This is a genomic window from Sorangium sp. So ce185 (assembly GCF_051526825.1).
Classification (GTDB): Bacteria; Myxococcota_A; Polyangia; order Polyangiales; family Polyangiaceae; genus Sorangium; species Sorangium cellulosum_D.
This window is the reverse complement of record NZ_CP150316.1, coordinates 8,873,086-8,897,121: the sequence shown is the minus strand read 5'-3', so window position 1 is coordinate 8,897,121 and position 24,036 is coordinate 8,873,086. Positions and strand designations below refer to the sequence as shown.

Sequence of the window (24,036 nt, the reverse complement as noted above, 5' to 3'; positions counted from 1 at the left end):
CCCTGGATGACGAGGAGCGCCACGTCGGCTGACCACGGGTTCCACCCGGGATGACGACGGGTTCCTCCCCGGCCGACGACACCCGCCGCCGCGATACCGACGGCGTTGCGCGCCGCGCCGTCGCGATCCGCGCGCGCGTTCGCCCACGCTCGCCGGCCCTATCGCCGCGAGAAGCCCCTCGACATCCCGCTGCGTGCGCGCCTAGCGTGCGCCAAGCCCGGCAAACGACACAATGACCGCTCCTCAGAACCCGCTCCTCAACGACCGCGACGTCGAGTTCCTCCTCTACGAGGTGCTCGACGCCCCCCGCCTCTGCGAGCTCCCCTATTTCGCCGATCACACGCGGGAGACGTTCGACCTCTACCTCCAGAGCTGTCGCCGGTTCGCGCGGGAGGTGCTGTTCCCGACCTACCGGCCGGTCGACGCGTCGCCGCCGCGCTTCGAGGGGGGCGCCGTCGCGGTGCACCCCGCCCTCAAGCAGGTCTTCCGGCCGATGATCGAGCTCGGCGTGCTCACCGCGGCGCGGCCGGCCGACGTCGGGGGCCAGCAGCTGCCGCTCGTGGTCGCCATGCTCGCCGGCGCGTACCTGATGGCGGCCAACCTGAGCGCGTGCGGCTACCTCGGGCTGACGACCGCGGCGGCGCACCTGATCCAGACGTTCGGCGACGACGCCCTGAAGGCCACCTTCATGACCCGGCTGTACGCCGGCGAGTGGACCGGGACCATGGCGCTCACCGAGCCCCAGGCGGGCTCGAGCCTGGCCGACGTGCAGGCGCGCGCGGAGCGGACCGAGGCGGGGCACTACCTCGTCCGCGGATCCAAGATCTTCATCTCGGCCGGCGATCACGACCTCGCCGAGAACATCGTCCACCTCGTGCTGGCACGCATCGACGGCGCGCCGCCGGGCATCAAGGGGGTGAGCCTGTTCGCCGTGCCCAAGCGGCGGCCCGAGGGCGGGCGGCTCGTCCCGAACGACGTCGAGGTCGCCGGCGTGATCCACAAGATCGGCTGGCGCGGGCTCCCGAGCCTCGCGATGAGCTTCGGCGAGCGCGGGGACTGCCACGGCTACCTCGTGGGCAACCCGCACCAGGGCATCTCCTACATGTTCCAGATGATGAACGAGGCCCGCATCATGGTGGGCGTCAACGCCGCGGCGACCGCCTCGGCGGCCTACCACGAGGCGCTCGGCTACGCGCTCGCCCGGCCGCAGGGCCGGCCGCTCGGCTCGAAGGATCCGAGGACGCCGCAGGTGCCGATCGTCGAGCACGCCGACGTGCGCCGCATGCTGCTCCGGCAGAAGGCCATCGTGGAGGGCAGCCTCGCGCTGGTCTCCACGACGGCGCGGTACGCCGATCTCGCCGCGCACGCCGCGGACCCGGCGGAGCGCGAGCGCGCGCAGCGGCTCCTCGACCTGCTCACCCCCATCACCAAGACCTTCCCCGCCGAGAAGGGCTTCGAGTCGAACGCCCTCGCGCTCCAGGTCCACGGCGGCTACGGCTACTCGAGCGAGTACCTCCCGGAGGCGTGGCTCCGGGACCAGAAGCTCAACTCGATCCACGAGGGGACGACGGGCATCCAGGGCCTCGATCTCCTCGGCCGCAAGGTCGTGGCCGGGGGCGGCGCGGCGCTCATGGCGCTCGGCGCCGAGGTCGAGCAGACGATCGGCCGGGCGCGGCGGGCCGGCGTCGAGCCCGCGTGGTGCGAGCGGCTCGGCGCGTCGATGTCGCTGCTGGGGGAGCTGACGATGCACCTCGCCGAGGCGGGGTTGCGCGGCGACGTCGAGCGGATGCTGCGGCACAGCGCGGACTACCTCGAGCTCGCCTCGATCCTGGTGGTCGCGTGGCAGTGGCTCGCGATGGCCGCGGCGGCCCGCGAGGGGCTGGCCCGGGGCGCGTCGCCCGCCGGCTTCTACGAGGGCAAGCTGTGCGCGACGCAGTACTGGTTCTCGACGGAGCTGCCGCGGGCCCCGGCGCTCGCGGCGCTCTGCCGGTCGGGCGAGGACTCGTACGCGAGGATGCGGCCGGAGTGGTTCTGAGCGGCGCGGGGCGCCGGGGCGCCTCGAGAGGAGCGATCGAATGAAGAGGGTGGTCATCCTGGTCGGGCACGGGGCGCCGGCGGCGGATTGCCCGCGCGAGCTCGTGACGCGCCTGAAGGCGCTGGAGGGCCGCCGCGCGGCGGGCGGGGGCAGCGCGCCGAGCCCGGAGGAGCGCGAGCTCGAGGCGAAGGTCCGCGCCTGGCCGCGCACGCCGGAGAACGATCCCTACCGCGCCGGCCTCGAGCGCCTCGCCGCCGCGCTCGCCCCGATGCTCGGCGGCGCCGAGCTCCTCGTCGCCTACAACGAGTTCTGCGCCCCGACCCTGGCCGAGGCCGTCGCGACGGCCGTCCAGCGGGGCGCGACCGAGGTCGAGGTGGTCCCGTCGATGCTGACCCCGGGCGGCGTGCACGCCGAGGTGGAGATCCCCGAGGCCCTCGCGCGGCTCCGCGCCGAGCACCCATCGGTCACCCTCCGCTACGCATGGCCCTTCGACCTCACGGCGGTGGCGCGCCTCTTCGCCGCGCAGCTCGCGCGGGACGTCGGCTAGGTCGGCACCCGCACCCGCACCCGCACCCGCACCCGCACCGGCACCCGCACCTGCGCACCGCCGCGCCCGCGCGCCGCTGAGCCCGCGGAGCTGCCCCCGGCATGTCCGCGGAGCAACATCTTGGAGAGCTTACCTTGTCCCTGTCCGGTGCTTACGCTACTTGATGGACGCCACCTTCAGGGGTGGCCGGACATCGGCAGGGTAAGCGGGCAAACTCGACGCGGCGCTCCTTGCTTGACACGAGACCCAGGACTCCTTCACCAGGAGAGCGAGATGTACGTCCCGACGACGGCGATCCGGCCTCAGCTCGATATTCGCGCGCAGGCGCCCGTGCCGACGAAGCACGGTGTCTTCCAGATGCTCGTGTTCCATTGGGGGGGAGCGACGAACCCCGAGCAGGGGCTATCGCCCGACCACGTCGCGCTGATCATGGGCGACGTGCGCGGCAAGTCGGACGTCACGCTGCGCGTGCACTCCGAGTGCCTCACCAGCGAGGTGTTCGGCTCGCTGAAGTGCGACTGCCGCGAGCAGCTCGAGGCGGCCCAGGCGGAGATCGGCCGCCGCGGGCTCGGCGTCGTGCTCTACCTGCGGCAGGAGGGGCGCGGCATCGGGCTCGCCAACAAGATCCGCGCCTACCAGCTGCAGGCGTTCGGCCACGACACGGTCGACGCGAACCGCATCCTCGGGCTGCCCGACGACGCCCGCGGCTACGAGCCCGCGGCCGCGATGATCGACCACCTCGGCATCGAGTCGATCCGGCTCCTCACGAACAACCCCGACAAGGTGGAGGGGCTCCGCTCCCTCGGCGTGCGCATCTCGTCGCGCTCGCCGGCCGTCGTGCCCGCGAACCCGTTCTCGGCGCCCTACCTCGAGGCGAAGCGCCTCCGGATGGGCCACGCCATCCCGTCGCTGCGCGACGGCGCGGCCGCCGAGAGCGCCGCGGCCGGCGACGCCGAGTAGCCGGGGGTGGGCGCGATGCGTCGCGACCTGCGCTGAGCCCCCGCCGGCGAGGCTGCGCTCCTGCGTGCCGGGCGCGCAGCCCGCCAGCGCCAGGCCTCGCCGCCTCCGATCGCGGACCTTGCCCATCGTCGCCTGCGCACCGCCGCCTTCCAGCCTCGAGCCGCCCTCAGGAGTCGCGGCGCAGGGTGAGCGGAGGCGGAGTGTCGGCTGCTCCTGCAGCGCGGCGGCGGAACAGCGCCACGCGCGCCAGGAGCAGCGTGGTCACAGGGACCGTGATGGAGAGCATGATGATGATGAGCCACGGGTGCAGCACGGGCCGGGACTCGATCATCGAGAAGTAGAGGATGCTCGCCAGCGTCACGCACCAGCTGCCGAAGGTGTACGCGAGCGCAGGGGGATGCATGCGCAGGAAGAAGTCTGGCAGGCGCAGGAACCCGAACGCGGAGATGACCACGAACAGGCCGCTCAGCACGAGCAACGCAGCGACCGCCGCCTCGACCCAGAGGGGAAGCTGGTTCATTCGATCACCTCCCCGCGCAGGATGAACTTCGCCATCGCGGATGAGCTCACGAAGCTGAAGAGCGCGATCAACAGCGCGGCTTCGAAGTATGTGTCGCTCCGGTGACGAATACCCAGCACCAGCATGACCAGCATCGCGTGGAAGTAGAGCAAATCGAGCGCGAACACGCGGTCCTGCGCCCGCGGCCCGCGGACCAACCTGACGACCACCAGGACCGACGCGACGGCGTAGCAGCCGAGCGCGAAGGCAATCGCGCCAGACAGAAGTGCGCTCATTCGAAGATCTCCCGGAGAGGCTCCTCGTAGCGAGCCTTGAAATGGGCGACGAAGGCGCCTTCATCGCCGACATTCCACACGTGCAGCAAGAGCGCGCTGCGGTCGAGCGCGAGCTCCGACCACACGGTGCCCGGAACCACGGTCGTCACCATGGATAACGCGGCCAGCCCGAGGGGGTCACGCAGATCGAGGGGCACGATCACGAACTTCGACTGGGGTCGCCGCCATCGCCACGCGACCACGCCCCAGGCGACTTGGAGATTCGAGAGCAAAACGTCGTAGCCGACCCTCAGGATGAAGCGCGCGACGACCAGCGGTCGCCGCACCCGGACGTTCGTCAGCCGCAGGGCCGAGGTGAGGAGCGGCACCGCCAGCGCGAGCCCTAGCCCCAGGACGACCTGGCCCACGCTCGTCGAGCGCGCGAGCGCCAGCCACAACGCGAACAGAGCGGCGGACAAGAGCGGCGCGAACACGGGCTTCTCGATGAAGGTCACGGTGCCCCCTCCTCTTCGATCGCGGGGCGCGTCGGGCCCGGACGAGGCCTCATCGACAAGACGGCCTCGATGTACGCCTTCGGCGAGTGCAGCCCCGCGGCAGTCGCGCTCGTGGTGCGCATGACCGGCTCAGCGCACAGCGTGAGCACGATGCAAGAGAGGACGAGGCCGAGGACGGAGGCCGCCTCGACGACCTTCAAGCTGGGCGGGAGCCGCCCGCCCGACGACCAGAAGTGTCGAATGCCCGCCCTCGCGAGGGAGATGGTGGCCGCGAGCCCCGAGAGGAGCAGCAGCCCGAAGAGGAGCCACGCGGCGGGCGGGACGGCGGCGCTGGCGCTCGCGTGGCCGCCCCCTCGGGGCGACAGGAGGGCGGTCAGCAACGAGGCCTTCGCGACGAAGCCCGAGAGCGGCGGCAGCCCTGCGACGAGCAGCGCGCAGACCATGAACGCCAGGCCGAGCAACGCGATGGACACCGGAAACGCTCGGGCGACGAGCGGCGCCTCCTCGTCATCGAGGTTGGTGTCCTCGCCCGGCTCCACGTCGAGGTCCGGCACCCGCCGCTGTCCATCGGAGCCGATGCGCTCCACCAGCTCGACGAGGAGGAAGAGAGCGCTCACCGCCAACGTGGCGCTCAGCATGTAGAACAGCGCCGCCGACGTCACCGCGGGCGTCCCCGTCCCGAGCGACGCGAGGAGCGTCCCCGACGACACGATCACCGAGAAGCCCGCGATGCGCCCGAGGGACATGGAGGCCATGAGGCCGATCGCGCCGAAGGCGATGGTCGCGAGCCCCGCGTAGAGCAGCACTGTCCCCCCGAACTGCGCTGAAGCGCCCGCGGAGAAGAGCAGCGTCCACAAGCGAACGAGCGCGTAGATGCCCACCTTCGTCATCAGCGCGAAGAGCGCCGCGACAGGCGCGCTCGTGGCCGAGTAGGCCGGCACCAGCCAGGCGTTGAGGGGCCAGATCGCCGCCTTGATGAGGAACGCCACGGCGAGGACCGCCGCGCCTGCGTGCAAGAGCCCGCGATCGCGCGCCGGGACGAGCGCGAGCTTCTCGGCGATGTCGGCCATGGAGAGCGTGCCCACGACGCCGTAGAGCACCGCGAGGCCGACGAGGAAGAGCGACGACGCGAGCAGGTTCACGGCGATGTAGTGGAGCCCCGAGCGCACCCGCGGCCACCCGGATCCATGGAGGTGCAGGCCATACGATGCCGCGAGCATCACCTCGAAGAACACGAAGAGGTTGAAGAGGTCTCCCGTGAGAAAGGCGCCGTTGAGCCCCATCAATTGAATCTGGAAGAGCGCATGGAAGTACGCGCCCGCGCGACCCCACGCGGCCTCCGCGTAGAGGGCAGCGCAGAGGCTCACCACGCCGACCAGCACCAGCATGAGCGCAGAGAGCCGGTCCGCGACGAGCACGATCCCGAAAGGCGCCTCCCAGTTCGACATGAGATACACACCGACGGCGCCGGACGAACCGCCAGCGTCGGCGCCGCGCATGATCTCCAGCGCCACGAGGAGGCCCGCCAAGGCCGCGCCGATGTTGACGATCGACTTGGCGCGCTTGCGCTTCGCACCGAGCAGAAGCAACAGGGCCGCCGTCATCAGCGGCAGCACGACGGGCGCGACGATCATGTGCGGGAAGCGCTCGGTCATGGCTCCTCCCTCGTCCCGTCCACGTGATCGGTGCCGCTGAAGCCGCGCGAAGCGAGGAGCACGACGAGGAAGAGCGCCGTGGTCGCGAAGCCGATGACGATGGCCGTGAGCACGAGGGACTGCGGCATCGGATCCGTGTAGTGCTGAAGATCGGCAGGCACGCCGGGCCGCGCGAGCGGCGGCTTGTCGATGAAGATGCTCCCCATGCTGAAGATGAAGAGGTTCACCGCGTAAGAGAGCAGCGTGAGCCCCATGATCACCTGGAAGGTCCGCGGGCGCAGCACGAGCCAGATCCCGGACCCGCCGAGCACACCGATGACGAGCGCGAGCAGGGCTTCCATCTAGCTCGTGCCCTCGCTCGTCGACGACGCCGGGCTCTGGGCTGGTCGCCGGTGCGCACGTAGCGACTGGTGAGCGAGTGCCGTGAGGGTGAGGAGCGTCGCTCCCACGACGACCGCGAACACGCCGAGGTCGAAGAAGGTGGCGCTCGGCAGGTGCGCTTCGCCGATCAGCGGCAGCCTGACATGCGCGGTGTGCGTCGTGAGAAAGGGATAGCCGACGGTGAGCGCGCCGAGGCCCGTGGCCGCCCCGAGCAGCAGCCCCACGGCGATCCAGCGCACCGGACGGAGGCGCGCGCGCGCCTCCAGCCAGAGCGCCCCCGAGACCATGTACTGCATGAGCATCGCGATCGCGATGACGAGCCCGGCCACGAAGCCGCCGCCTGGCTCGTTGTGCCCACGAAGGAGGAAGTGCGCCGCGACGAGGACGGAGACCGGCAGGAGCAGGCGCGCGATGACCGCCGGCACCATCATGTATCCGCGCGCGGCGTCCTCGGCCGTGCGCGGCTTCACGAGGTCGGTGACGACGTCGGCCGGCAAGGCTCTCTGTTGCTCGGGCTGCTCGATGCTCTCCGGGGGCGGTCGAAAGCGGCGCAGGAGGGCGTAGACCGTGAGCGCGACCGCGCCGAGGACCGTGATCTCGCCGAGCGTGTCGAAGGCGCGAAAGTCGACGAGCATGACGTTGACGACGTTGGCGCCCCCTCCTTCCGGCAGCGCGCGGCTGAGGAAGAACGGCGAGATGCTGTGCGGCGCCGGCCGGGTCAGCATGGCATAGGAGAGCGCGGCGAGGCCGCTGCCGGCGCCGATCGCGAGCAGCAGATCGCGCGCGCGCCGCACCCTGTCGCGGGCCGTGACCGGACGGGAGATCCCTTCGATGCGCATCGGCAACCAGCGCAGCCCGAGCAGAAACAGGATGGTGGTGATGACCTCCACGACGATCTGCGTGAGGGCGAGGTCGGGCGCCGAGAACCACATGAACGTCAGGCAGGTGACGAGGCCCGCGCCGCCCATCAACGTGATCGCGATCAGCCTGTGGAACTTCGCCATCACGGCAGCGCCGACCGCGCAGACCGCCCCGATGACCCACAAGAGCACGAACGCAGGCGACGCGGGCAGCCTGTCCCGGTCGCCCCACTCGAGCGGGACGCCGTGCGCCGCGAGGAGCGCGAGGAGGAGCGCGACCGCGACGATCGTGAACATCTGCGTCTGGAGTCGTCGAGTCCCGACGAGCCGAAGCGCCCTCCGCGACAGGCGCGTGAGCCCGAACAGCGCGCTCTCGAACAGCCGCCTCCCGTTGAGCCGTCCGACGAAGGGCGTATCCTGGAGCCGCCCCTGCTCCTGATGCTTGCGCAACCAGAGGTACCCGACGACGCCGCCTGAGATGGCGACGAGGCTCATGACGAAAGGCGGGTTGAAGCCGTGCCAGATGGTGAGGCTGTAGTCGGGGAGCGTCCCACCGACGACGGGGCGGGCCGCCGTCGCGAGCGATGGCCCGATGGAGATCGTCGGCGCGACGCCGACGATGAGGCAGCTGAGCACCAGGAGCTCGATCGGCGTCCGCATCCACCGCGGGGCTTCCTCCGGGTGCCGAGGGAGATCGGTCGACGGCGGGCCGAAGAAGATGTCGTAGCCGAAGCGCAGCGAGTACACGACCGCGAAGATCGCCGCGATCGTCGCCAGCGCTGGCAGCCCCACCTCCACCGAGGGGTGCGCGGACAAGAACATCGTCTCGGCGAAGAACATCTCCTTCGACAGGAAGCCGTTGAGCAGCGGCACGCCGGCCATCGCGGCGCTCGCCACGAGCGCCAGCGCGCCGGTGCGAGGCATGGAACGAATCAGGCCGTTCAAGCGACGGATATCGCGCGTCCCGGTCTCGTGGTCGACGACGCCCGCGGCCATGAACAGCGAGGCCTTGAACGTCGCGTGGTTCATGATGTGAAACACCCCGGCGACGGCAGCGAGCGAGCTGTTGAGCCCGAAGAGGAGCGTGATGAGGCCGAGGTGGCTGACGGTCGAGTAGGCGAGCACGCGCTTCAGATCGTTCTGGAACATCGCGATGTACGCGCCGAGCAGGAGCGTCGTCATGCCCGCGCCGCTGACGATCCAGAACCACAGCTCGGTCCCCGATAGCACCGGCCAGAGCCGCGCGAGCAGGAATACGCCCGCCTTCACCATGGTCGCCGAGTGCAGGTAGGCGGACACCGGCGTGGGCGCGGCCATCGCCCGCGGCAGCCAGAAGTGAAACGGGAATTGAGCGCTCTTGGTGAGCGCACCCAGCAAGATGAGGACGAGCGCGGCTGGGTAGAGCGGGTGTGCCCGCACGCGGTCGCCCGAGGCGAGGGCCACATCGAGCTCGTAGCTGCCGACGATGTGGCCGAGGATGATCACGCCTCCGAGGAGCGCGAGCCCGCCCGCGCCGGTCACGGTGAGCGCCATGCGCGCGCCCCGCTGCGCGTCCACCCGGTGATGCCAGTAGCCGATGAGCAGGAACGAAACGAGGCTCGTGAGCTCCCAGAAGACCACGAGCTGAACGAGGTTGCCCGAGACCACGACGCCCAGCATCGCGCCCATGAACGCGAGGAAGAGCGCGTATAGGCGCGCCACCGGATCCTCGGGGGACATGTAGTAGCGCGCGTACAGACAGACGAGGGCGCCGATGACGGTGATGAGCACGGCGAACATCCACGCGAACCCGTCGATCCGAAGGACCAGATCGAGGCCGAGCGAAGGCACCCACGAGATCGTCTCGCGGATCACGCCCCCGTCACGCACCCGCGGGAATAGGCTGATGACCCAGGCCGCCGCGCCGGCCGACACGAGCCCTGCGCAAGCCGCGAGCTCGGACCGCGCCCGCGTCGGCAGGATAGCGGTGAGCACGCTTCCAAGAAATGGCAAGAGGAGCAGGGCGACCGCGGGCATGGCGCGCGAGTGTACTGGCTGACCGCGCCGGTTTCAGCCATATCCCGCGGTTCTCAAGCTGCGGTGCGACCTCGTCGGCCCGGGGCCTGAGGCCGCGCCGCCGCGCCGGCTACTTCTTCGCCGCGTCCTTCAGCCGCGCCTTCAGCTTGCCGGCGTAGCCCTCCTTGTTCTCCTGCTTCACCCGGCCGATCGCCAGCGCGTCCGCCGGCACGTCGCGGGTCACGGTGGTGCCCGTCGCCACGTAGGCGCCCGCGCCGATCTTCACCGGCGCGACGATCTGCGAGTCGCTGCCGATGAACGCGCCGGGGCCGATCTCGGTCCGGTGCTTCCGGAAGCCGTCGTAGTTGCAGAAGATCGTCCCGGCGCCGACGTTGGCGCCCTCGCCGATGTCGCCGTCGCCGAGGTAGGCGAGGTGGTTCGCCTTCGCGCCCTTGCGGACCACCGTCTTCTTGGTCTCGACGAAGTTGCCGATGTGCGCGTCGGCCTCGATCTGGCTGTCCGGGCGGAGGTGCGAGAACGGCCCGATCTGCGCGCCGGCGCCGATCGACGACTGCGACGCGACGGTGTACGGCTTCACCGAGGCGCCCGCCTCGACGACCACGTCCGTGAGCACCGAGCCCACGTCGACGCGCGCGCCCGCGCCGATCCGCGTCTGGCCCCGCAGCACCGCCGCGTGCTCGATCACCGCGTCCGGCTCGACGACCACGCCGGCGTCGACGCGGGCGCTCGTCCGGATCGTGACGCCGCTCCGGCGCAGCCGGTCGGCGATGCGGCCGTAGAGCACCTCCTCGGCGGCGGCGAGCTGCGCGCGGTCGTTGATGCCCACGAGCGAGCCGGCGTCCCGCGCCACGACCACCGCGGCGCCGCCGGCCTTCGCCGCCTGCGCGACGATGTCGGTGAGGTAGAGCTCGCCCTGCGCGTTGTCGGTCGTCAGCCCGGCGAGCGCGCGCTCGAGGAAGGCGCCGCGGGCGAGGTACACGCCGGGGTTGACCTCGGTGATCGCGCGCTCCTCGGGGCTCGCGTCCTTGTGCTCGCGGATGCCGATCACGCGCCCCGCGCCGTCGCGCAGGATCCGGCCGTAGCCCGTCGGATCGGCGACCTGCGCGGTGAGCATCGCCATCGGCGCGTCGCCCGCGCCGTCGAGCGCCCCGCGGAGCTGCGCGAGCTGCTCCGGATCGAGCAGCGGCGTGTCGCCGCACAGGATCAGCACCGCCTCGGCGGTCGCCTGGAGGTGCGGCATGGCGCAGCGGACCGCGTCGCCGGTGCCGCGCTGCTGGGGCTGGAGCGCGGTGCGGACGTTCTTTCCCTGGGCGCCGAACGCCCTGTCCAGGTAGGCGGAGACCTCGTCGCGGCCGTGGCCGACGACGACCACGACGTCCGAGGCGCCCGCGGCGAGGGCCGCGTCGACGACGTAGTGGATCATCGGCCGGCCGCAGAGCTCGTGGAGCACCTTCGGTCGGGCGCTCTTCATCCGAGTCCCTTGTCCGGCAGCGAGAACGACAGCGGTGAGCGGGGTGGGTTGGGCGGTCGCCATCGCCCCGGAGCCTATCACCCTCCGCCCCGCCGCCGTCCCCATCGCGCACGGCGAGCCTGGAAAACGCGCACTATGTCCTCACCGCCCTCACCCGCGCGGGCGGGAAGCGCTACGCGGCTCCGGCGGAATCGTCTACCCTGGCGCCGTCTCGGGGAGGTTTCCTCATGCGCACGCGTACGCTGCGTTCCTCGGCCGCTGGTGTGCTTCGGCTGGCTGCGCTCGCCGCGTCCGGCGCGGTCGTCGTCTCCTGTCACGAGCCGCTCGACACGGCGCGGAGGGCGCCCCCGAAGGCGACGCTGGGCGACGACGTCTTCGGCGTGCTCTGCGACCGCGTGGGGGCGTCGAGCCTCTACGAGGACCACACGGGCGCGTCGTACCAGCGCGTCTGCCACTACGACGACGCGGGCGTTTACCTGGACGAGGTCGACGTCTCGCTGCTGCCGCCCGTCTCCGGCGAGCGGGCGGAGCGGGCGCGCAGGCTCGGCGTGGCCAAGGTCGAGGCCATGGCCCGGTGGCGCAAGGACCTCGTGCGCGCCGTCAACGCCGCGGTCCCGGACGTCGAGATCGCCAACGTCGCGGCCGGCGAGGGGGGCGGCAAGATCCGGCTGCACGACGCCTTCCTGAGCCTGTCGCAGACGATCGCCCCGCTCTACGAGGCGAACCCGTTCGATCCGAGCCCGGAGGCGAGGGCCGTCCTGCCGGCGTCGACGCAGGGGATGGGGCGGCTCCTCGACGCGCTCATCCACGGCAGCGAGGAGAGCGCGGCCCGGGTCGAGGGGGAGGAGAAGGCGCGGCGAGAGCGGGCGCCGATCGACTGCGACCGGGAAGGGGACGGGGTGGGGGAGGGGAGCGCGGTCGCCTGCGCCCTCTCCGGGATCTGGGGGCGAACGGGGTATCGCTCGGCGGACGCGGGGCTCGGCGCGGCGCGCGCGGCGCTCGCGTACCCGGGCCTGCGCCCGATGACCGTGGCGGCGCTCGACGCGATCGGCCCCGGCGGCTCGGGGGCGCCCGCGCTCCAGGCGCTCTTCGCGGCCGGCAAGCGCGAGCTGGCCGCGCTCTCGCCGGAGGAGCGGGCGCCGCTCTCGGTCGACGCGCCCACCGCCCAGCCGAACCGCCCGCGCACGCTCCTGGAGCTCGCGCAGGCGGCGCTGCTCGCCGAGGACGACGCGTTCGCGTCGCCGCCGTCGAGCTTCGTCGCCCGCCGCGACCGGCGCGGGTGGGTCCTCCCGCAGGGCGGCGGGGTTCCCGCGCCGTTCGCCGACGCCGACGGGGACGGGCTCGCCGACGTCGATGCCTCCGGCAGGTTCGTCGACGAGCGCGGCGAGCCGCTCGCGATCGACCCGCCGTTCGCCATCCCCGGCGTCACCCCGCCGCCGCGGGACGACTTCGGGCGCCTCTCGCCGGAGCTCTACGCCTACGTCGATACTTCGAGGACGCTCCTCGGCGCGGCGCTGCGCGCGATCGTGCCGCTCGTCGACGGGACCCGGTACGCGCGCAAGGACGACCCCGAGCCGTGGAAGACCGAGCACGAAGGGCTCATGTACGCCCTCGCCGGCTCGATCCTGCTCTTCGGCGACCGCGAGGAGGCCTGCTACGACTTCCGGACCGACACGGTCTTGCCGCCGGACCCGACGTGCGAGGAGCGCGACGGCCGCCTGTCGTACCGCCGCTTCCGCGGCGAGGACTCGCCGCTCGCCGATCTCGCGCACGCGGTCGGCCAGGTGCTCGCCGACAAGGACTCGGACGTCCTCCTCCTCACGCTGATCGATCTGCTCGAGAACCACGAGGCGGAGCTCGCCCGCATGATGGGCGCGGCGCTGCGCATCCGCGATCTCGCCCGGGAGCACGACCGGCTGGCCGCCGAGGGCAAGGAGCCGGCGGCGCAGCTCGACGGCGAGGCGCCGCTCTGGGACGAGGTGGCGGCGGTGCTCGACCGGGCCGTCGAGCAGCCCGGGCTCGTGCCGCGCCTCGTCGAGGCGCTCGCGAGCGACGCGCTCCTCGCCCCGCACGGCAGGGCGAAGCACGCGGGCGACGCGATCGCGGCGATGCTCAGGTACCGCGATCAGTACGCGTACGACCCGGAGGACCTGAACGGCCCGGCGATCAACCTCTCGGTCGGGGCGCCGTCGACGTCCGATCCGAAGACGCCGGTGGACCCGACGAAGCCGAAGATCGGCGACAACCGCTCGGCCATGGAGCGGCTGATGCACCTGATGCACGACACCGCCGGCGTGAGGCAGTGCAACAAGCGGGACACGGAGCTGAGCGTGTTCGGCGTCTCGGTGTCCTGCCCCGGGTGCGATGCGCCGTGCGAGCTGTTCCAGATCGACGACCTGGCGGCCTTCTACCTCGACTCCCTCCTTCCCGAGGGGCATGCCAAGAAGGCGGAGCTCAAGATCAAGCCCTCGGTCCTCTCGGCCCTCGTTCCGGATTCGGTGCTCGAGTTCTCCAGCGGCATCGACGGCTTGACGAGCCACCCCACGCCGGCCGCGCTGAGCCGGCTCATCTACTTCGGGGCCGACTCGGACGAGTTCCCGAACCTCGTCGATCTCGACCCGCTGCGCGAGCTGACCAACGAGACGACGAACGATTTCATCTCGGGGACGCTCGAGCCGGCCGGCACGATCCACTGCCCGAAGAACGAGCTCGGCGTGAACGAGTGCAGCTCCCCGGAGAACCTGATCCGGATCCGCCACCCGGGGACGACCTTCCTCATCGAGCGGCTCGGGCTCGGCGCGTACCTGAGCCCGATCGTGGCGGCGTTCGCCGAGGTCGCCCCGGACACCACCGGGGAGGCGATCTTGATCGATCTCTTCAGCACGGCGTACCGGCACTGGCCGGGCAAGGAGCACGGGCCGGAGTGCATCAAGGCCGGCTCGCCGGCGACCAACACCGCGTACTGCTCGGAGGCCGGGGCCAACACGTACGAGCCGCTCATGGCCGACGCGCTCCAGGCCGAGGACGTCCTGGCGTCGTCGGTGGCGTTCGCCCGGACGCTGGCCGACCGATCGGCCCCGGTGACGGTGCAGCGCGGTCCCGGGGCCGCGGCCGAGCCGCGGCAGACCTGGACGAAGGCGCAGGCGATCGAGAAGCTCGCGCGGATCTTCTTCAGCACCCGCTACGCGGGCAACGTGGGGATGGTCGATCGCCACGGAAAGAAGCAGGCGACGTGGGCCGACGGTCGGACCCAGGACCAGCTCACCGGGTTCACCCTGCTCGCGGACGCGCTGAACGGCATCGACGCGCGCTTCGCGGAGAGCGCCGCGCCCGACGCCGCGGCGCGGAAGGGCCAGTGGGAGCGGGCCACGAGCGAGCTCGTCGACGCGCTCCTCGCGGTCGAGGGGTCGGGGCCGGAGACCCGGTTCAAGAACCGCGCGCTCCCGAGGATGGGCGCCGTCGCCCTGCGCGTCCTCCGCGAGCAGCTGAACGCGCGCTGCCCCGATCGCGAGAGGACCGGGCGGTGCGCCTGGGCCCAGGACGAGCTCGGCGCGAAGGTGAGCGACCTCGTGAGCCATCCGCTGTTCGCCGCGGCGGTCGACGTGTCGGAGGCGATCCGCGCCCACGAGCCGGCGCGGCGGGAGCTCGAGCGGTTCCTCACCTACCTGCTCGACGCCGGCGTCGACGACGCCCCGCTCCGCGCGCTGCTCCCGGCGCTGGCCGACGTCCTCCAGCTGCTCGGCGACGAGGACACCCTGATCCCGGTCCTGAAGGCCGCGTCGACCGCGCTGACCCCGGAGGGCGACCGCGGCGGCCCGGGCGCGGCCGACGCGGGGCTCGCGGCGCTCAAGGCGCTCAACGACGACCGGTACGACCGGTACCACGCGATGGATCACGTCCTCCCCGCGCTCGTGACGCCGATGAAGGACGACGGCCGCGCGCCGCTCGAGGTGTTCGTCGACGCGTTCGCGGACGTGCACCGCGTGGAGGCCGCGAGCGGCGAGCCCCTGGCGGCGGAGGACTACCGGCAGGTCCTTGTCTCGCTCCGGGACTTCCTCACCGACGAGACCCGCGGGCTCGAGCAGATCTACGCCATCCTCCGGAAGCGGCCCGTCGAGTGAGCCGCGCGCACGACACCGCGATCCGCGCCGCGCTCGCCGCGGCGTCCGCCGCCGGGGCGCTCGCGCTGCTCCCGGGCGACGCCGGCGCGGCCGGGCTGTACTTCACCGATCGCGGCGTCCGCCCGCTGTCGCGCGGCGGGGCGTACATCGCCGGCGGCGACGATCTCGGGGCGATCGCCTACAACCCCGCGGGCGTCTTCGAGGCCGGCACGCAGATCCTTGTCGACGCCGGGCTCTTCGAGTGGCGCAGCGAGCACACGCGCCAGGCGATCGTGCGGCAGGTCGACCCGAACACCGGCGAGCCGACGGGCGCGAGCTTCGTGCAGACGATGGAGCCCGTCGCCGGCAGCGCGCCGGTGCTGCCGATCCCCACGCTCGGCGCGTCGTTCCGGGTCGATCCGCGGTGGGTGGTCTGGGGCGGCGTGTGGACGCCGTACGCGGCCCTCTCCAGCTACCCGGAGCAGGTGAAGGGCGCGCCGGCGCCGCAGCGGTATGCGCTGCTCACCCTCGAGGGCTCGGCGCTCGCGTTCGTCGGGGTCGGCGCGGCGTACGCGCCGTCGCCCAGGTGGCGCCTCGGCGCGGGGATCGGCGCGGTGGTCGGCACGTTCAACAGCCGCGTGATCGTCTCCGGGTGCGTCCCGGAGCGGATGTTCTGCGCGCCCGAGGATCCGGAGTGGGACATCGAGTCCGAGCTCACGGTCGCCCCGATCGTGGCGCCGACGGGCCAGCTCGGGGCGCTCTTCATCCCGACCCCGGCGTGGCGCATCGGCCTGGCCTTCCAGCTGCCCGCCTGGGTGCGCGCGCCCGCCACCTTCCGGGCGCGGCTCCCCGCGGCGCCCGTCTTCGAGCGCGCCGTCCAGGAGGGCGAAGACGCCGACGTCTCGTTCGATCTGCCCTGGATCCTCCGCGCCGGCGTCGAGGCGCGGCCCGTGGAGGACCTGCGCGTGGAGCTCGGGCTCGGCGTCGAGGGGTGGGGCATGCACGACGAGGTCGTGGTCGAGCCCGACGGGGTGGTGCTCCGGAACGTCGCCGGCTTTCCCGAGGAGTTCCGCGTGCCTCCGGTCACGCTCCCGCGGCGGTTCGAGGCGTCGTTCTCGGCGAGGCTCGGGGGCGAGTACGCGTTCGAGGCCGTCGGCAAGCGGTGGGCGCTGCGCGCCGGCGTGAGCGTCGAGCAGAGCGCGGTCCCGCCCGAGTACGTGTCGGTCCTCACGATCGACGCGCCGAAGGTGACGACGGCGCTCGGCCTGGGCGTGCACCTCGGTCGATGGCGCCTCGACGCGACCTACGCGCACGCGTTCGCCGCGGACGTGCGGGTCGATCCGCGGGAGGCGCGGCTCCCGCAGATGAGCCCGGTGCAGGGCAATCCGCCGGAGAACCCGAACATGATCAACGGCGGCGCGTACAGCGTCCGCGCGAACGTGGTCGGGCTCGGGGTGGCGTACACGTTCGAGGACGCGGCGGGCGAGCCGAAGGCGCAGACGACGAGCGCGCCGAAGGCGCCGCGCTGACGTGCCGTGACGGCCGCGCGGCGCCGCCGGGGGAGAGCCTCGCTAGACGGCCCGCAGCTCGCGCAGGCGCTCCGTGAGCCGGGGCTCGTCCAGCCAGCTCAGGTCCTTGTCCACGCTCGTCTCGATGCGGTTGCTGACCTGCTTGCTCACCGTGCCGCGGAGCAGGCCGAGGAAGTGCGGCGGCGCGATGAGCACCAGCGAGTCGTAGGCGTGCTCGTTGAGACCCTTCTCCAGCACCTCCGCGAGCTCCTGGGCGAACTTCTGCTTCTCGACCTCCTTGGGATCGGTGTCGGGCGCCGCGCCGGGCCGGCCGAGGTACGTGCCGCCCCCGCCGCCGCTGATGTTGCCGTTCCCGCCCGGGGTGCCGTTCGGCTTCCGCCCGTGCGCGTCGGCCATCAGATCCCGCACGCGCGCCCGGCTCTCGTCGTGACTGTAGGACTCGAGCAGGGTAAAGCCCTTGCCCGCAGGCTCTTCACGATAGAGCTGGGCACGGCTTGCGTCGGAGACCAGGATCCACGTCTTCCGTGCTGCCTTGCTTGCCATAAGCCTCCACAGGGAATCAACGCTTCCCTTGGGTTACGTTAGAGATCGACCCCCTCCATCGCAAGCGGCCGGAGAGCCCAAACCGACGAGATTTGACCGGATTGCACGCGAGGGCGCGGGATCGAGCGGGCTCATCCACTTTGATGTGCGTGAATTCGAGGAGAACGGGAGAGGGGGAGAGCGGCTCAGGAAGTTGTTGAGTGAGAAATACGGTCTTCGGTGTACGAGCCGAGGCCGCGGCGGGTGGCTGGGGTTCTCGCGCGACATCGGTGCTCGCCCTCACGCCGCGCAGGCCGCGGCCCCGACCCGGTTCGGCCCGCCCGAAGTCCGGCCGGGGGGGTGGCCGGGCTTCGGCGGCTTCGCGGCGGCTTCGCGCGGGCGGCCTTAGCGTTGTTTTCTCGGGGCTCCGCCCCGCTCCGCACCCCGGCGTCCGCTTCGCCGCCGCCGCAGCTCCGCGTGTCAGCGATCTCCGGCGGGGCTGCTCGGTCTGGTGCCAGCACCCTGGTGCCAGCACCGGGGAAGCGAGCACGGGGTTGACCGGGCGCCCGGATAGGAAGGACGCGGAGATTCGCGAGGATGAGCCTGGTCGGCGCGGTTCGCTTCGCCCTGGGTTCGCTTCGCTCTGGATCTGCCGCGGCGCGGGCATCCTCGGGCATCGCCGACCGCTGACAGCGCAGCGGGCCGACGACGCGCCGCGCTCGGTGATCGACCTGCGAGACGCGAGAAACCTTGGGGCTGGGCAAAGGTCGCCCCAGCATCACCGCCGCGGGGGTCGGCGGATCCGGGGGGGGGCAAGCCGGCAGCGGCGCACCGGATGCATCGGGCGGGGGAGGCGAGTCCAGTGTAGAGGATAGGATAGGAAGCCTATGCATCATGTGCGAAAATGACAGAGATCGCCGCGCTTGCTATGACGAAATTGACGACAACTGGCGCGAGGCGAACGTGGACGGGTGCATTGACCAATCCGATCAATTGCTGATGTGTCTCGAGGTAGAGCCCGAGTGTAGACAGGGCTCTGTCTACAGCGACGGTTGCGACGACGAGCATGAGAGCCTCCTCCGTTGCACGTTCGGCGTAGACGAGAGAATAGAAATAGTGTGCGGAAAGCTCTGCGAATGCGCGGATTGTAACATCGACACGGATCTTGTTGAATGCCTTGACATGGCCGGCGATTATCGACGTATGTCATCCGAGCTGGGGTGCACCGACCAATTCGAGGCATGGCTGGTGTGCCTCGAGGCCGTGGACGTGACCGAGTGTCGACAAGGGCTAGAGAGCCGCAGCTGCGGCGACGAGCTCGCGAGCCTCGTTCATTGCACAGAATAGCTGGGTAGAGCCCCAGCCTGACGAGTCGTCACCCATGGATTCAACGTAAAGACTGCGCGGCCGCGGCTTCGGCGCTGGCGAACTGCTCGAGGCTTCCGGCTCCGCGGGCTCGTTGGGCCAGACGAGGCCATTCGACCCGCTCGGCGCGATGCAGTACGAAGCTGGCCTCTTGCTCAGCTCGCGAGATGGGCAGCGCGCTCGAACTCGCGTGGTTCGCCGCGTGGGTAGCGCCAGACCGGAGCTGGTATCAAAAAGGCTAGAGTTCCCGCTGCTCGTCGACCATCTGGTCGACTTACACGAAGGCGTTCTGGGCCGCGTTCCTGTGGCGGCTCGGCATCGACGAGGTGACGAAGCTCGCCGACGCGATGGCGGTGCCTGACCTTGGCCTCGGCCTCTTCGACGCGATCGCGGAGACTGCGCCCGCCGAACTCGATCGCCACCAGGAGCGGCCAGACGCGCTTCGCGCTGTTCTTGTGCGATCGAGCGAGGGGCGTGTGGCGCCGTCGCCTGTGTTTTCCCAGACCGCATGGAAGCATCCACAAAAGCCAGAAGATACCGGGATGCCCTTGCCGGCCCGTCACGGCAGGACGGTGCAGGGCGACCATCGCAGCACAGCGCTCACGGAGGCCCGCGCCGCCTCGCCGGCGGCGCCGGAGCCGGGACATCGACGGTGAGGTAGAGGTGGCGCTCATCGACATCGAAGCTGACGACGCGCCCCGGCGGCCGCGCCTTGATCACGGATGCGCCGGGAGCGCCGCTGGTCAGGGCGTGCTCGATCTGCCCTGCAACGATGAAATAGGCATCGTCGCCGGCAACGACCAGGCGCTCCTGGCCCGTGCTCCCCTGCGGTGCAGGCCGATGCAGGAGCTCGCGCACGGGACCACCTCGCCTGGGCACGCTGCGCAGGTGTCGCCCGTCGGGCGCGTCGTTCACCCAATAAACGGCGTCGCGGTCGACGGCGATCGCGCGCGGGGCCGGCTGGCCCGCAGCCAGCGTGATCGGCGAGGATGCCCCCGCTGGCAAGCCGCGGATGGCCCCGTCCGGACCGGCCCCGAAGCTCACCCAGTAGATCCCGCCGCCATCGAACGTCACCGCGCCGGGGCGCGTCTCGCCGCCGACCACCTCGCTCACGGCGCCGCTCGTGAGATCCCCGCGCTTGACGCTTCCCTGGTCGGAGCCGGCGACGCCGGTGGTCCACACGGCGGACCGCCCATCGGTGGCTAGCGCCCAGCCCGAGAGCTCGGCCGCGACGAGGCGCGGCGCGGCATCGGTCGGCGAGAGCCCGAGGAGCCCTCCGCTCGTCAAGACCAGCAGCGTGTCGCCGGCCGCGGCAGAGGCGCGCACGTCGCCCACCGGGGTATTAAGTGACACGGTCGCCGACGTGCGGCCGATGTCGTCTTTCGGGCCGACGCGCACATTGGCGACGCTGATGCCGTCGAGCCAGTAAAGGTGCTTGGCGCCGGCCTGGATGCCGCCCAGGGGGAATTGCCAGGTCCGCGAAGCCAGGATTGGGCCGCCGGGGCGCGCCAGCGTGACCACCAGATGGCAGCCTCGCGCATCGCCGGGATCGGGGCAGCTTATCTCGTTCGGATGGGCGGTGGCCGGCGGAGGCGTGGGTGGCATGGGAGCCTCGCTTGACTGGGTGGGTGTCGTCGCTGACCGCGCGCCGCTCGTGGATTCCTCGACGCGAGGGCATCCGAGGGAGAGGAGCGCCACGCAAGCCGCCGGCGCCGCCGCGATGCGACGGCTCACGGGCCGAGCCCTCGCTGCTGGCGGAGCTGGTCGAGGGCGAGCGGATACTTCGACCGGAAAGGCGCGCTGATCCCGAACATGGCCGTCGCCATCAGCAGGACGAGGTGCTTGACCTGGTCGGCCGCCGCCATCCCGAAGAACGCGGGGCCGACCGTGACCGTCTGTGTCAACCGCGGCAACGCCGCGCCCGCGCCGCCCCAGGCGTCGCTCCCCGCGGCGCCGCGGGTCACCGTCAGGATCTGCCAGTTCACCGCCGAGTACATCTGATCGAACCGGTCGTGGATCCCGGCGATCTTGATCTTGTCATCGATCGTTGGCGGCGTGAAGGGGGCCGCGGCGCCGGGATCGGTCAAGCCGAAGATGGGCGCCAGGCGGTGCATGTTCTCTCGATTGTATTCGTCCCCGGTCTGGCTCGTGTCCCATGCGACCGCCGGCGGCAGCGAGCGGTGGATGGTGGAATAGAGCGTCTCGGTGTCGAAGTCGCCGTAGTTGAGCCAGCTCTCGAGCCACGCCACCGCGCGACGGGCCGAGTTCTCGTCTGCCGCCGACATCCCGACCATGGTGTCGGGCACCGCCGGTCCGACAGGGACGGTCCCCGGGTGGGCGAGCAACCAGGCGAGCAGCATATAGCTGTCGGTGTTGCGGAGCTGATCGGCGGGGGAGAGAAAGGCGATCTGGCGGGTGTTCGCGTAGGCCACGTCGTCGGCCCCGAACCCGGGGGTGCCGTGGGCGCTCTCGTGGATCAGCGTCCGTGCTCGCCAGTCGTTGTCGCTGCTCGTGAGGAAGTCGGGGCACAGGGTCATCGTGCCTCCGGCGGCCCCGCTCGGCGGGTCGTTGTACGCAGGGCGCCCGCACCCGGCGTCGCAGCTCGAGTGGCAGCGGTGGTTGGCCGGCAGGCCGCTTACCTGCGTGGCGAGCGCGCTCATGCGACTGACGACCGTCGCGCGCGGCACGCCGCTGAACAGCTGCGCGAGGAGCGCGGTCGCGTCCGGGTCGGCGGGGTTCGCGAGCTTCGTGTTGGCGGTGGTCATCGTCGCGTTGGCGATCGGGAGCGACGATGTCAGCGCCGTGCCGCAGGGCGCGATCTCGGAGCCGGGCGCGGCGCACGCGCTCTGTCCGCTCGGCGCGGCTGCTAGCCCGACGGGCGTCGGGAGGACCTCGACCGCGCGCATCCGGCGGTAGTTGATCTGGCCGATACCGCTGGTGCGCAGGTTGACGGGGGTATGGGTGCCCGTGTGACCGGCCGCCCTCAGCGCGCTGCTCACGGCCGCGATGCGGGCCTGGACGATCGCGTCGTTCGCCGCGGCGGAGCCCTCCTCGCTGCTGAAGCCGTTGAGCGTGAGGTTCTGGCCCGGAGGGGCGGCGAGCGCTGCGATCTTGCCGTGCTCGTGGCTCCCCACGGCGAGCGTCGTGGAGCCCGCCTCGAAGAAGATCATCGAGGTGTTGGCCGCGTCTTCCGGGGAGATCTCGGTGATCCGGAAGTCGGGGGCGACCGCCCTCCGGAGCGTCGATGGCCCCTTCGCGCCCTGCGCGACGTGCGCGAGCTCGTGTGCGAGCAGCCGCTTTCCTTCGGGTGAATCCGGCGCGTACTGGTCACGCCCGAACACGATGCTCGTCCCCACGGTGTATGCCCGCGCCTGCACGGCCTGCGCCGCCTTCGCCGCCTCGCCGTCGGCGTGCACGCGCACCCGGCTGAAGTCGTGCCCGAAGCGCGGCTCGAAGAAATCCCGCGTGGCGCGCGGCAGCGGCTCGCCGCTGTGCTCCGCTGCGCGCACGGCGGCCCCCGTGTCCAGCTCAGCACGGGTAGGCGCGGAGGGCGCCTGCACGCGCCGGATCGTGGTCTTCTCCTCGTCCTCGCACGCCGCGCATTTGCGCTGGATCACCGCAGGCGCCGAGCCGACGGGCGCCCGCTCCGCCGAGCCGCCCGGCGCTGGCTCCGCCATTCGCATCACCTTGTCGGCCACCTCGTCCGCCTCGCGCTCGAGCGGGTCGCCCGGGGAGCTTACGGCCGGCTTGCGCTGGACGGGCGACGGCATGACGGCGATGCGGGCGAAATCGAACTGGGAGCCCGGCGCGACGGGCGAATACGATTCAGCCTCGACGCCTGCCGCCGTGGCGGCGCCCCCGAGGGTTGACCAGGGCACATCGGATCGCGGCCAGACGGGCTCGGCGTAGCGCCGCCTCCCCTCGCTCAGGTCGCGCGTCAACTCGCACGGGGTCGCCGCTCCGGCGCTCCTCGACGCGGCCAGCCGAGCCCGGTGCGGGTTCATGGGCGGCGCGTGCGCCGGGCGCTGCGACGCCGGCTTTGGGGCAGCGGACGGATGCGGCTTCCGGGCGAGCATGAACATGGCGGAGAGCCCTCTCCTTCGTGAATGACCCGAGACTACTCGCTCTCGATGGGCGTGCCCACGGAAATGCTCCTCTCAAGGAGATCCCGAGGAGTTCGCGCTGCCGGTACCGGACCCGTGGGTCCAAGTGACCAGTCTTGGGTCGAGCCGGGGGGCCCAGGCCCATCCGGTTGTGCCTTCCGCTGCTGTCCATGAACCCGGCGCAAGGCTCCCTCGAACGCCAACCAGGCAATCCCAACCGAGCTGCCCGATCACCGATCGCGGCTGGCGTTGAGCCACCGCAGCTTCTCTGGATTTGCCATCGCCCGGATGGCGCGCACCACGCCGCCGTCGATCTCGAGCGCGATGACCACGCGGATCACTGCGTCCGCGCGTCCGCGCAGGAGGAGCGCCGGCTCACCGTTGACGTCGCCGATCGCCCCGTCAAAGGGGCCGGCCGGAAGCCGCGGAGTCGAGGCGACGAAGCGCGCCACCGCCTCGCGGCCGCGCAACGGCGCCAGCACGGCGCCGGGAAACCGCCCGCCGCCGTCGGCATCGAGCACGACGTCCTCGGCGAGCAGGTCGACCAGCCCGCGCAGATCGCCCGAGCCCACGCTGTAGGCGAAGCGCGCCACCAGCTCGCGGTGGGCCTCCGGGGTGGGCGGAGAGCGCGGCCGCTGCCGTTCGAGGTGCTCGCGGGCGCGACACCCGAGCTGGCGGCAGGCGGCGGGCGTGCGCTCGACGACCTGTCCGATCTCGGCGTAGTCGTAGTCGAACAGCTCGTGCAGGACGAAGACCGCGCGCTCGAGCGGCGAGAGCTGCTCCAGCACCACCAGAAACGCCACCGACACCGACTGCCAGCGGGCCAAGGGGGACGAGGCGTCGAGCGCGTCGGCCTCGCTCCAGATCGGCTCGGGCAGCCAGCTGCCGACGTAGGTCTCGCGCCGGCGGCGCGCCGAGCCCAGCAGGTTGAGGCACAGCCGCGTGACGATGGTGCCGAGCAGGGCCTTCGGCGACTCGACCTCGGCCTCGGACATGGCCAGGTAGCGGATGTAGGCGTCCTGCACCACGTCCTCGGCGTCGGCCACGCTGCCGAGCATGCGGTAGGCGATCGCGACCAGGAAGCGGCGGTGGATCTCGACGTCGGGTCTCATGGTTCTTGGCTTGCCTCGATCATGAGACAGCGCGGCCGGCGCGGATGTGACATCGGTCCGGATGTCACACGAGGACCAGCTGCGTGGTCTT

At 71.5% G+C, this 24,036-nt stretch carries 16 protein-coding genes; 5 read left to right on the top strand and 11 right to left on the bottom strand.

The window, feature by feature from the left end:
- The first annotated feature begins 232 nt into the window (after positions 1-232).
- From WMF26_RS32570 to ribA, 3 genes are all read left to right on the top strand, one after another.
- Positions 233-2,035, top strand: coding sequence for an acyl-CoA dehydrogenase (locus WMF26_RS32570; RefSeq protein ID WP_437995895.1), 1,803 nt, complete (start codon positions 233-235; stop codon positions 2,033-2,035).
- Positions 2,036-2,075: 40 nt separating this feature from the next.
- On the top strand, positions 2,076-2,582 hold the full coding sequence (locus WMF26_RS32565) for a sirohydrochlorin chelatase (RefSeq protein WP_437995894.1): 507 nt from the start codon (positions 2,076-2,078) through the stop codon (positions 2,580-2,582).
- Positions 2,583-2,855: 273 nt separating this feature from the next.
- Entirely contained in the window at positions 2,856-3,542 is a 687-nt protein-coding gene (ribA, locus tag WMF26_RS32560) for a GTP cyclohydrolase II (protein WP_437995893.1), read from the top strand.
- 166 nt (positions 3,543-3,708) lie between these two features.
- Here ribA and WMF26_RS32555 read toward each other — a convergent pair whose 3' ends face one another.
- The 7 genes from WMF26_RS32555 to glmU all read right to left on the bottom strand — a co-directional run bounded on the left by WMF26_RS32555 (position 3,709) and on the right by glmU (position 11,214).
- Positions 3,709-4,062, bottom strand: coding sequence for a Na+/H+ antiporter subunit G (locus WMF26_RS32555; protein WP_437950053.1), 354 nt, complete (start codon positions 4,060-4,062; stop codon positions 3,709-3,711).
- Positions 4,059-4,337 (bottom strand): K+/H+ antiporter subunit F, encoded by a 279-nt coding sequence (locus tag WMF26_RS32550; RefSeq protein ID WP_437995892.1) that lies wholly within the window; start codon positions 4,335-4,337, stop codon positions 4,059-4,061. The genes WMF26_RS32555 and WMF26_RS32550 overlap by 4 nt, the downstream gene beginning before the upstream one ends.
- The gene (locus tag WMF26_RS32545) at positions 4,334-4,822 is read right to left on the bottom strand and encodes a Na+/H+ antiporter subunit E (protein WP_438002470.1); all 489 of its coding nucleotides are present in this window, start codon (positions 4,820-4,822) and stop codon (positions 4,334-4,336) included. Before WMF26_RS32545 ends, WMF26_RS32550 begins: the two co-directional genes overlap by 4 nt.
- 5 nt (positions 4,823-4,827) lie before the next feature.
- On the bottom strand, positions 4,828-6,486 hold the full coding sequence (locus tag WMF26_RS32540) for a monovalent cation/H+ antiporter subunit D (protein ID WP_437995891.1): 1,659 nt from the start codon (positions 6,484-6,486) through the stop codon (positions 4,828-4,830).
- The gene (locus tag WMF26_RS32535; RefSeq protein WP_061628451.1) at positions 6,483-6,827 is read right to left on the bottom strand and encodes a Na+/H+ antiporter subunit C; all 345 of its coding nucleotides are present in this window, start codon (positions 6,825-6,827) and stop codon (positions 6,483-6,485) included. The genes WMF26_RS32540 and WMF26_RS32535 overlap by 4 nt, the downstream gene beginning before the upstream one ends.
- Complete coding sequence (locus tag WMF26_RS32530; protein WP_437995890.1) at positions 6,828-9,743, bottom strand: monovalent cation/H+ antiporter subunit A; 2,916 nt, start codon at positions 9,741-9,743, stop codon at positions 6,828-6,830. It abuts the gene before it with no gap.
- A 109-nt stretch (positions 9,744-9,852) separates the two neighbouring features.
- Positions 9,853-11,214 carry a bifunctional UDP-N-acetylglucosamine diphosphorylase/glucosamine-1-phosphate N-acetyltransferase GlmU gene (gene glmU, locus WMF26_RS32525; RefSeq protein WP_437995889.1) on the bottom strand — a complete coding sequence of 454 codons (1,362 nt, stop codon included), beginning with the start codon at positions 11,212-11,214 and terminating at the stop codon, positions 9,853-9,855.
- 227 nt (positions 11,215-11,441) lie between these two features.
- Here glmU and WMF26_RS32520 point away from each other — a divergent pair, with 227 nt between their 5' ends.
- Positions 11,442-15,335, top strand: a complete 3,894-nt coding sequence (locus WMF26_RS32520; RefSeq protein ID WP_437995888.1) for a hypothetical protein — start codon at positions 11,442-11,444, stop codon at positions 15,333-15,335.
- Entirely contained in the window at positions 15,332-16,843 is a 1,512-nt protein-coding gene (locus WMF26_RS32515) for an OmpP1/FadL family transporter (RefSeq protein WP_437995887.1), read from the top strand. Before WMF26_RS32520 ends, WMF26_RS32515 begins: the two co-directional genes overlap by 4 nt.
- Before the next feature lie 42 nt (positions 16,844-16,885).
- Here the strand turns inward: WMF26_RS32515 and WMF26_RS32510 are convergent, their stop codons facing one another.
- The 4 genes from WMF26_RS32510 to sigJ all read right to left on the bottom strand — a co-directional run bounded on the left by WMF26_RS32510 (position 16,886) and on the right by sigJ (position 23,945).
- Positions 16,886-17,386, bottom strand: coding sequence for a host attachment protein (locus WMF26_RS32510; protein ID WP_437313682.1), 501 nt, complete (start codon positions 17,384-17,386; stop codon positions 16,886-16,888).
- Between the two features lie 1,944 nt (positions 17,387-19,330).
- Positions 19,331-20,251, bottom strand: coding sequence for a hypothetical protein (locus tag WMF26_RS32505; protein WP_437995886.1), 921 nt, complete (start codon positions 20,249-20,251; stop codon positions 19,331-19,333).
- Between the two features lie 209 nt (positions 20,252-20,460).
- Positions 20,461-22,608: an eCIS core domain-containing protein gene (locus tag WMF26_RS32500; protein ID WP_437995885.1), complete on the bottom strand. Its 2,148-nt coding sequence runs from the start codon at positions 22,606-22,608 to the stop codon at positions 20,461-20,463.
- 455 nt (positions 22,609-23,063) lie between these two features.
- Positions 23,064-23,945, bottom strand: a complete 882-nt coding sequence (gene sigJ, locus WMF26_RS32495) for an RNA polymerase sigma factor SigJ (protein WP_437995884.1) — start codon at positions 23,943-23,945, stop codon at positions 23,064-23,066.
- Positions 23,946-24,036: the final 91 nt, after the last annotated feature.

Bases quoted from the DNA above. Each gene is read 5' to 3' on its own strand.
- glmU (WP_437995889.1), bottom strand. From the start codon at position 11,214: ATGAAGAGCGCCCGACCGAAGGTGCTCCACGAGCTCTGCGGCCGGCCG.
- WMF26_RS32565 (WP_437995894.1), top strand. From the start codon at position 2,076: ATGAAGAGGGTGGTCATCCTGGTCGGGCACGGGGCGCCGGCGGCGGAT.
- sigJ (WP_437995884.1), bottom strand. From the start codon at position 23,945: ATGAGACCCGACGTCGAGATCCACCGCCGCTTCCTGGTCGCGATCGCC.
- WMF26_RS32535 (WP_061628451.1), bottom strand. From the start codon at position 6,827: ATGGAAGCCCTGCTCGCGCTCGTCATCGGTGTGCTCGGCGGGTCCGGG.
- WMF26_RS32570 (WP_437995895.1), top strand. From the start codon at position 233: ATGACCGCTCCTCAGAACCCGCTCCTCAACGACCGCGACGTCGAGTTC.
- WMF26_RS32550 (WP_437995892.1), bottom strand. From the start codon at position 4,337: ATGAGCGCACTTCTGTCTGGCGCGATTGCCTTCGCGCTCGGCTGCTAC.
- WMF26_RS32530 (WP_437995890.1), bottom strand. From the start codon at position 9,743: ATGCCCGCGGTCGCCCTGCTCCTCTTGCCATTTCTTGGAAGCGTGCTC.
- WMF26_RS32555 (WP_437950053.1), bottom strand. From the start codon at position 4,062: ATGAACCAGCTTCCCCTCTGGGTCGAGGCGGCGGTCGCTGCGTTGCTC.
- WMF26_RS32540 (WP_437995891.1), bottom strand. From the start codon at position 6,486: ATGACCGAGCGCTTCCCGCACATGATCGTCGCGCCCGTCGTGCTGCCG.
- ribA (WP_437995893.1), top strand. From the start codon at position 2,856: ATGTACGTCCCGACGACGGCGATCCGGCCTCAGCTCGATATTCGCGCG.
- WMF26_RS32520 (WP_437995888.1), top strand. From the start codon at position 11,442: ATGCGCACGCGTACGCTGCGTTCCTCGGCCGCTGGTGTGCTTCGGCTG.
- WMF26_RS32510 (WP_437313682.1), bottom strand. From the start codon at position 17,386: ATGGCAAGCAAGGCAGCACGGAAGACGTGGATCCTGGTCTCCGACGCA.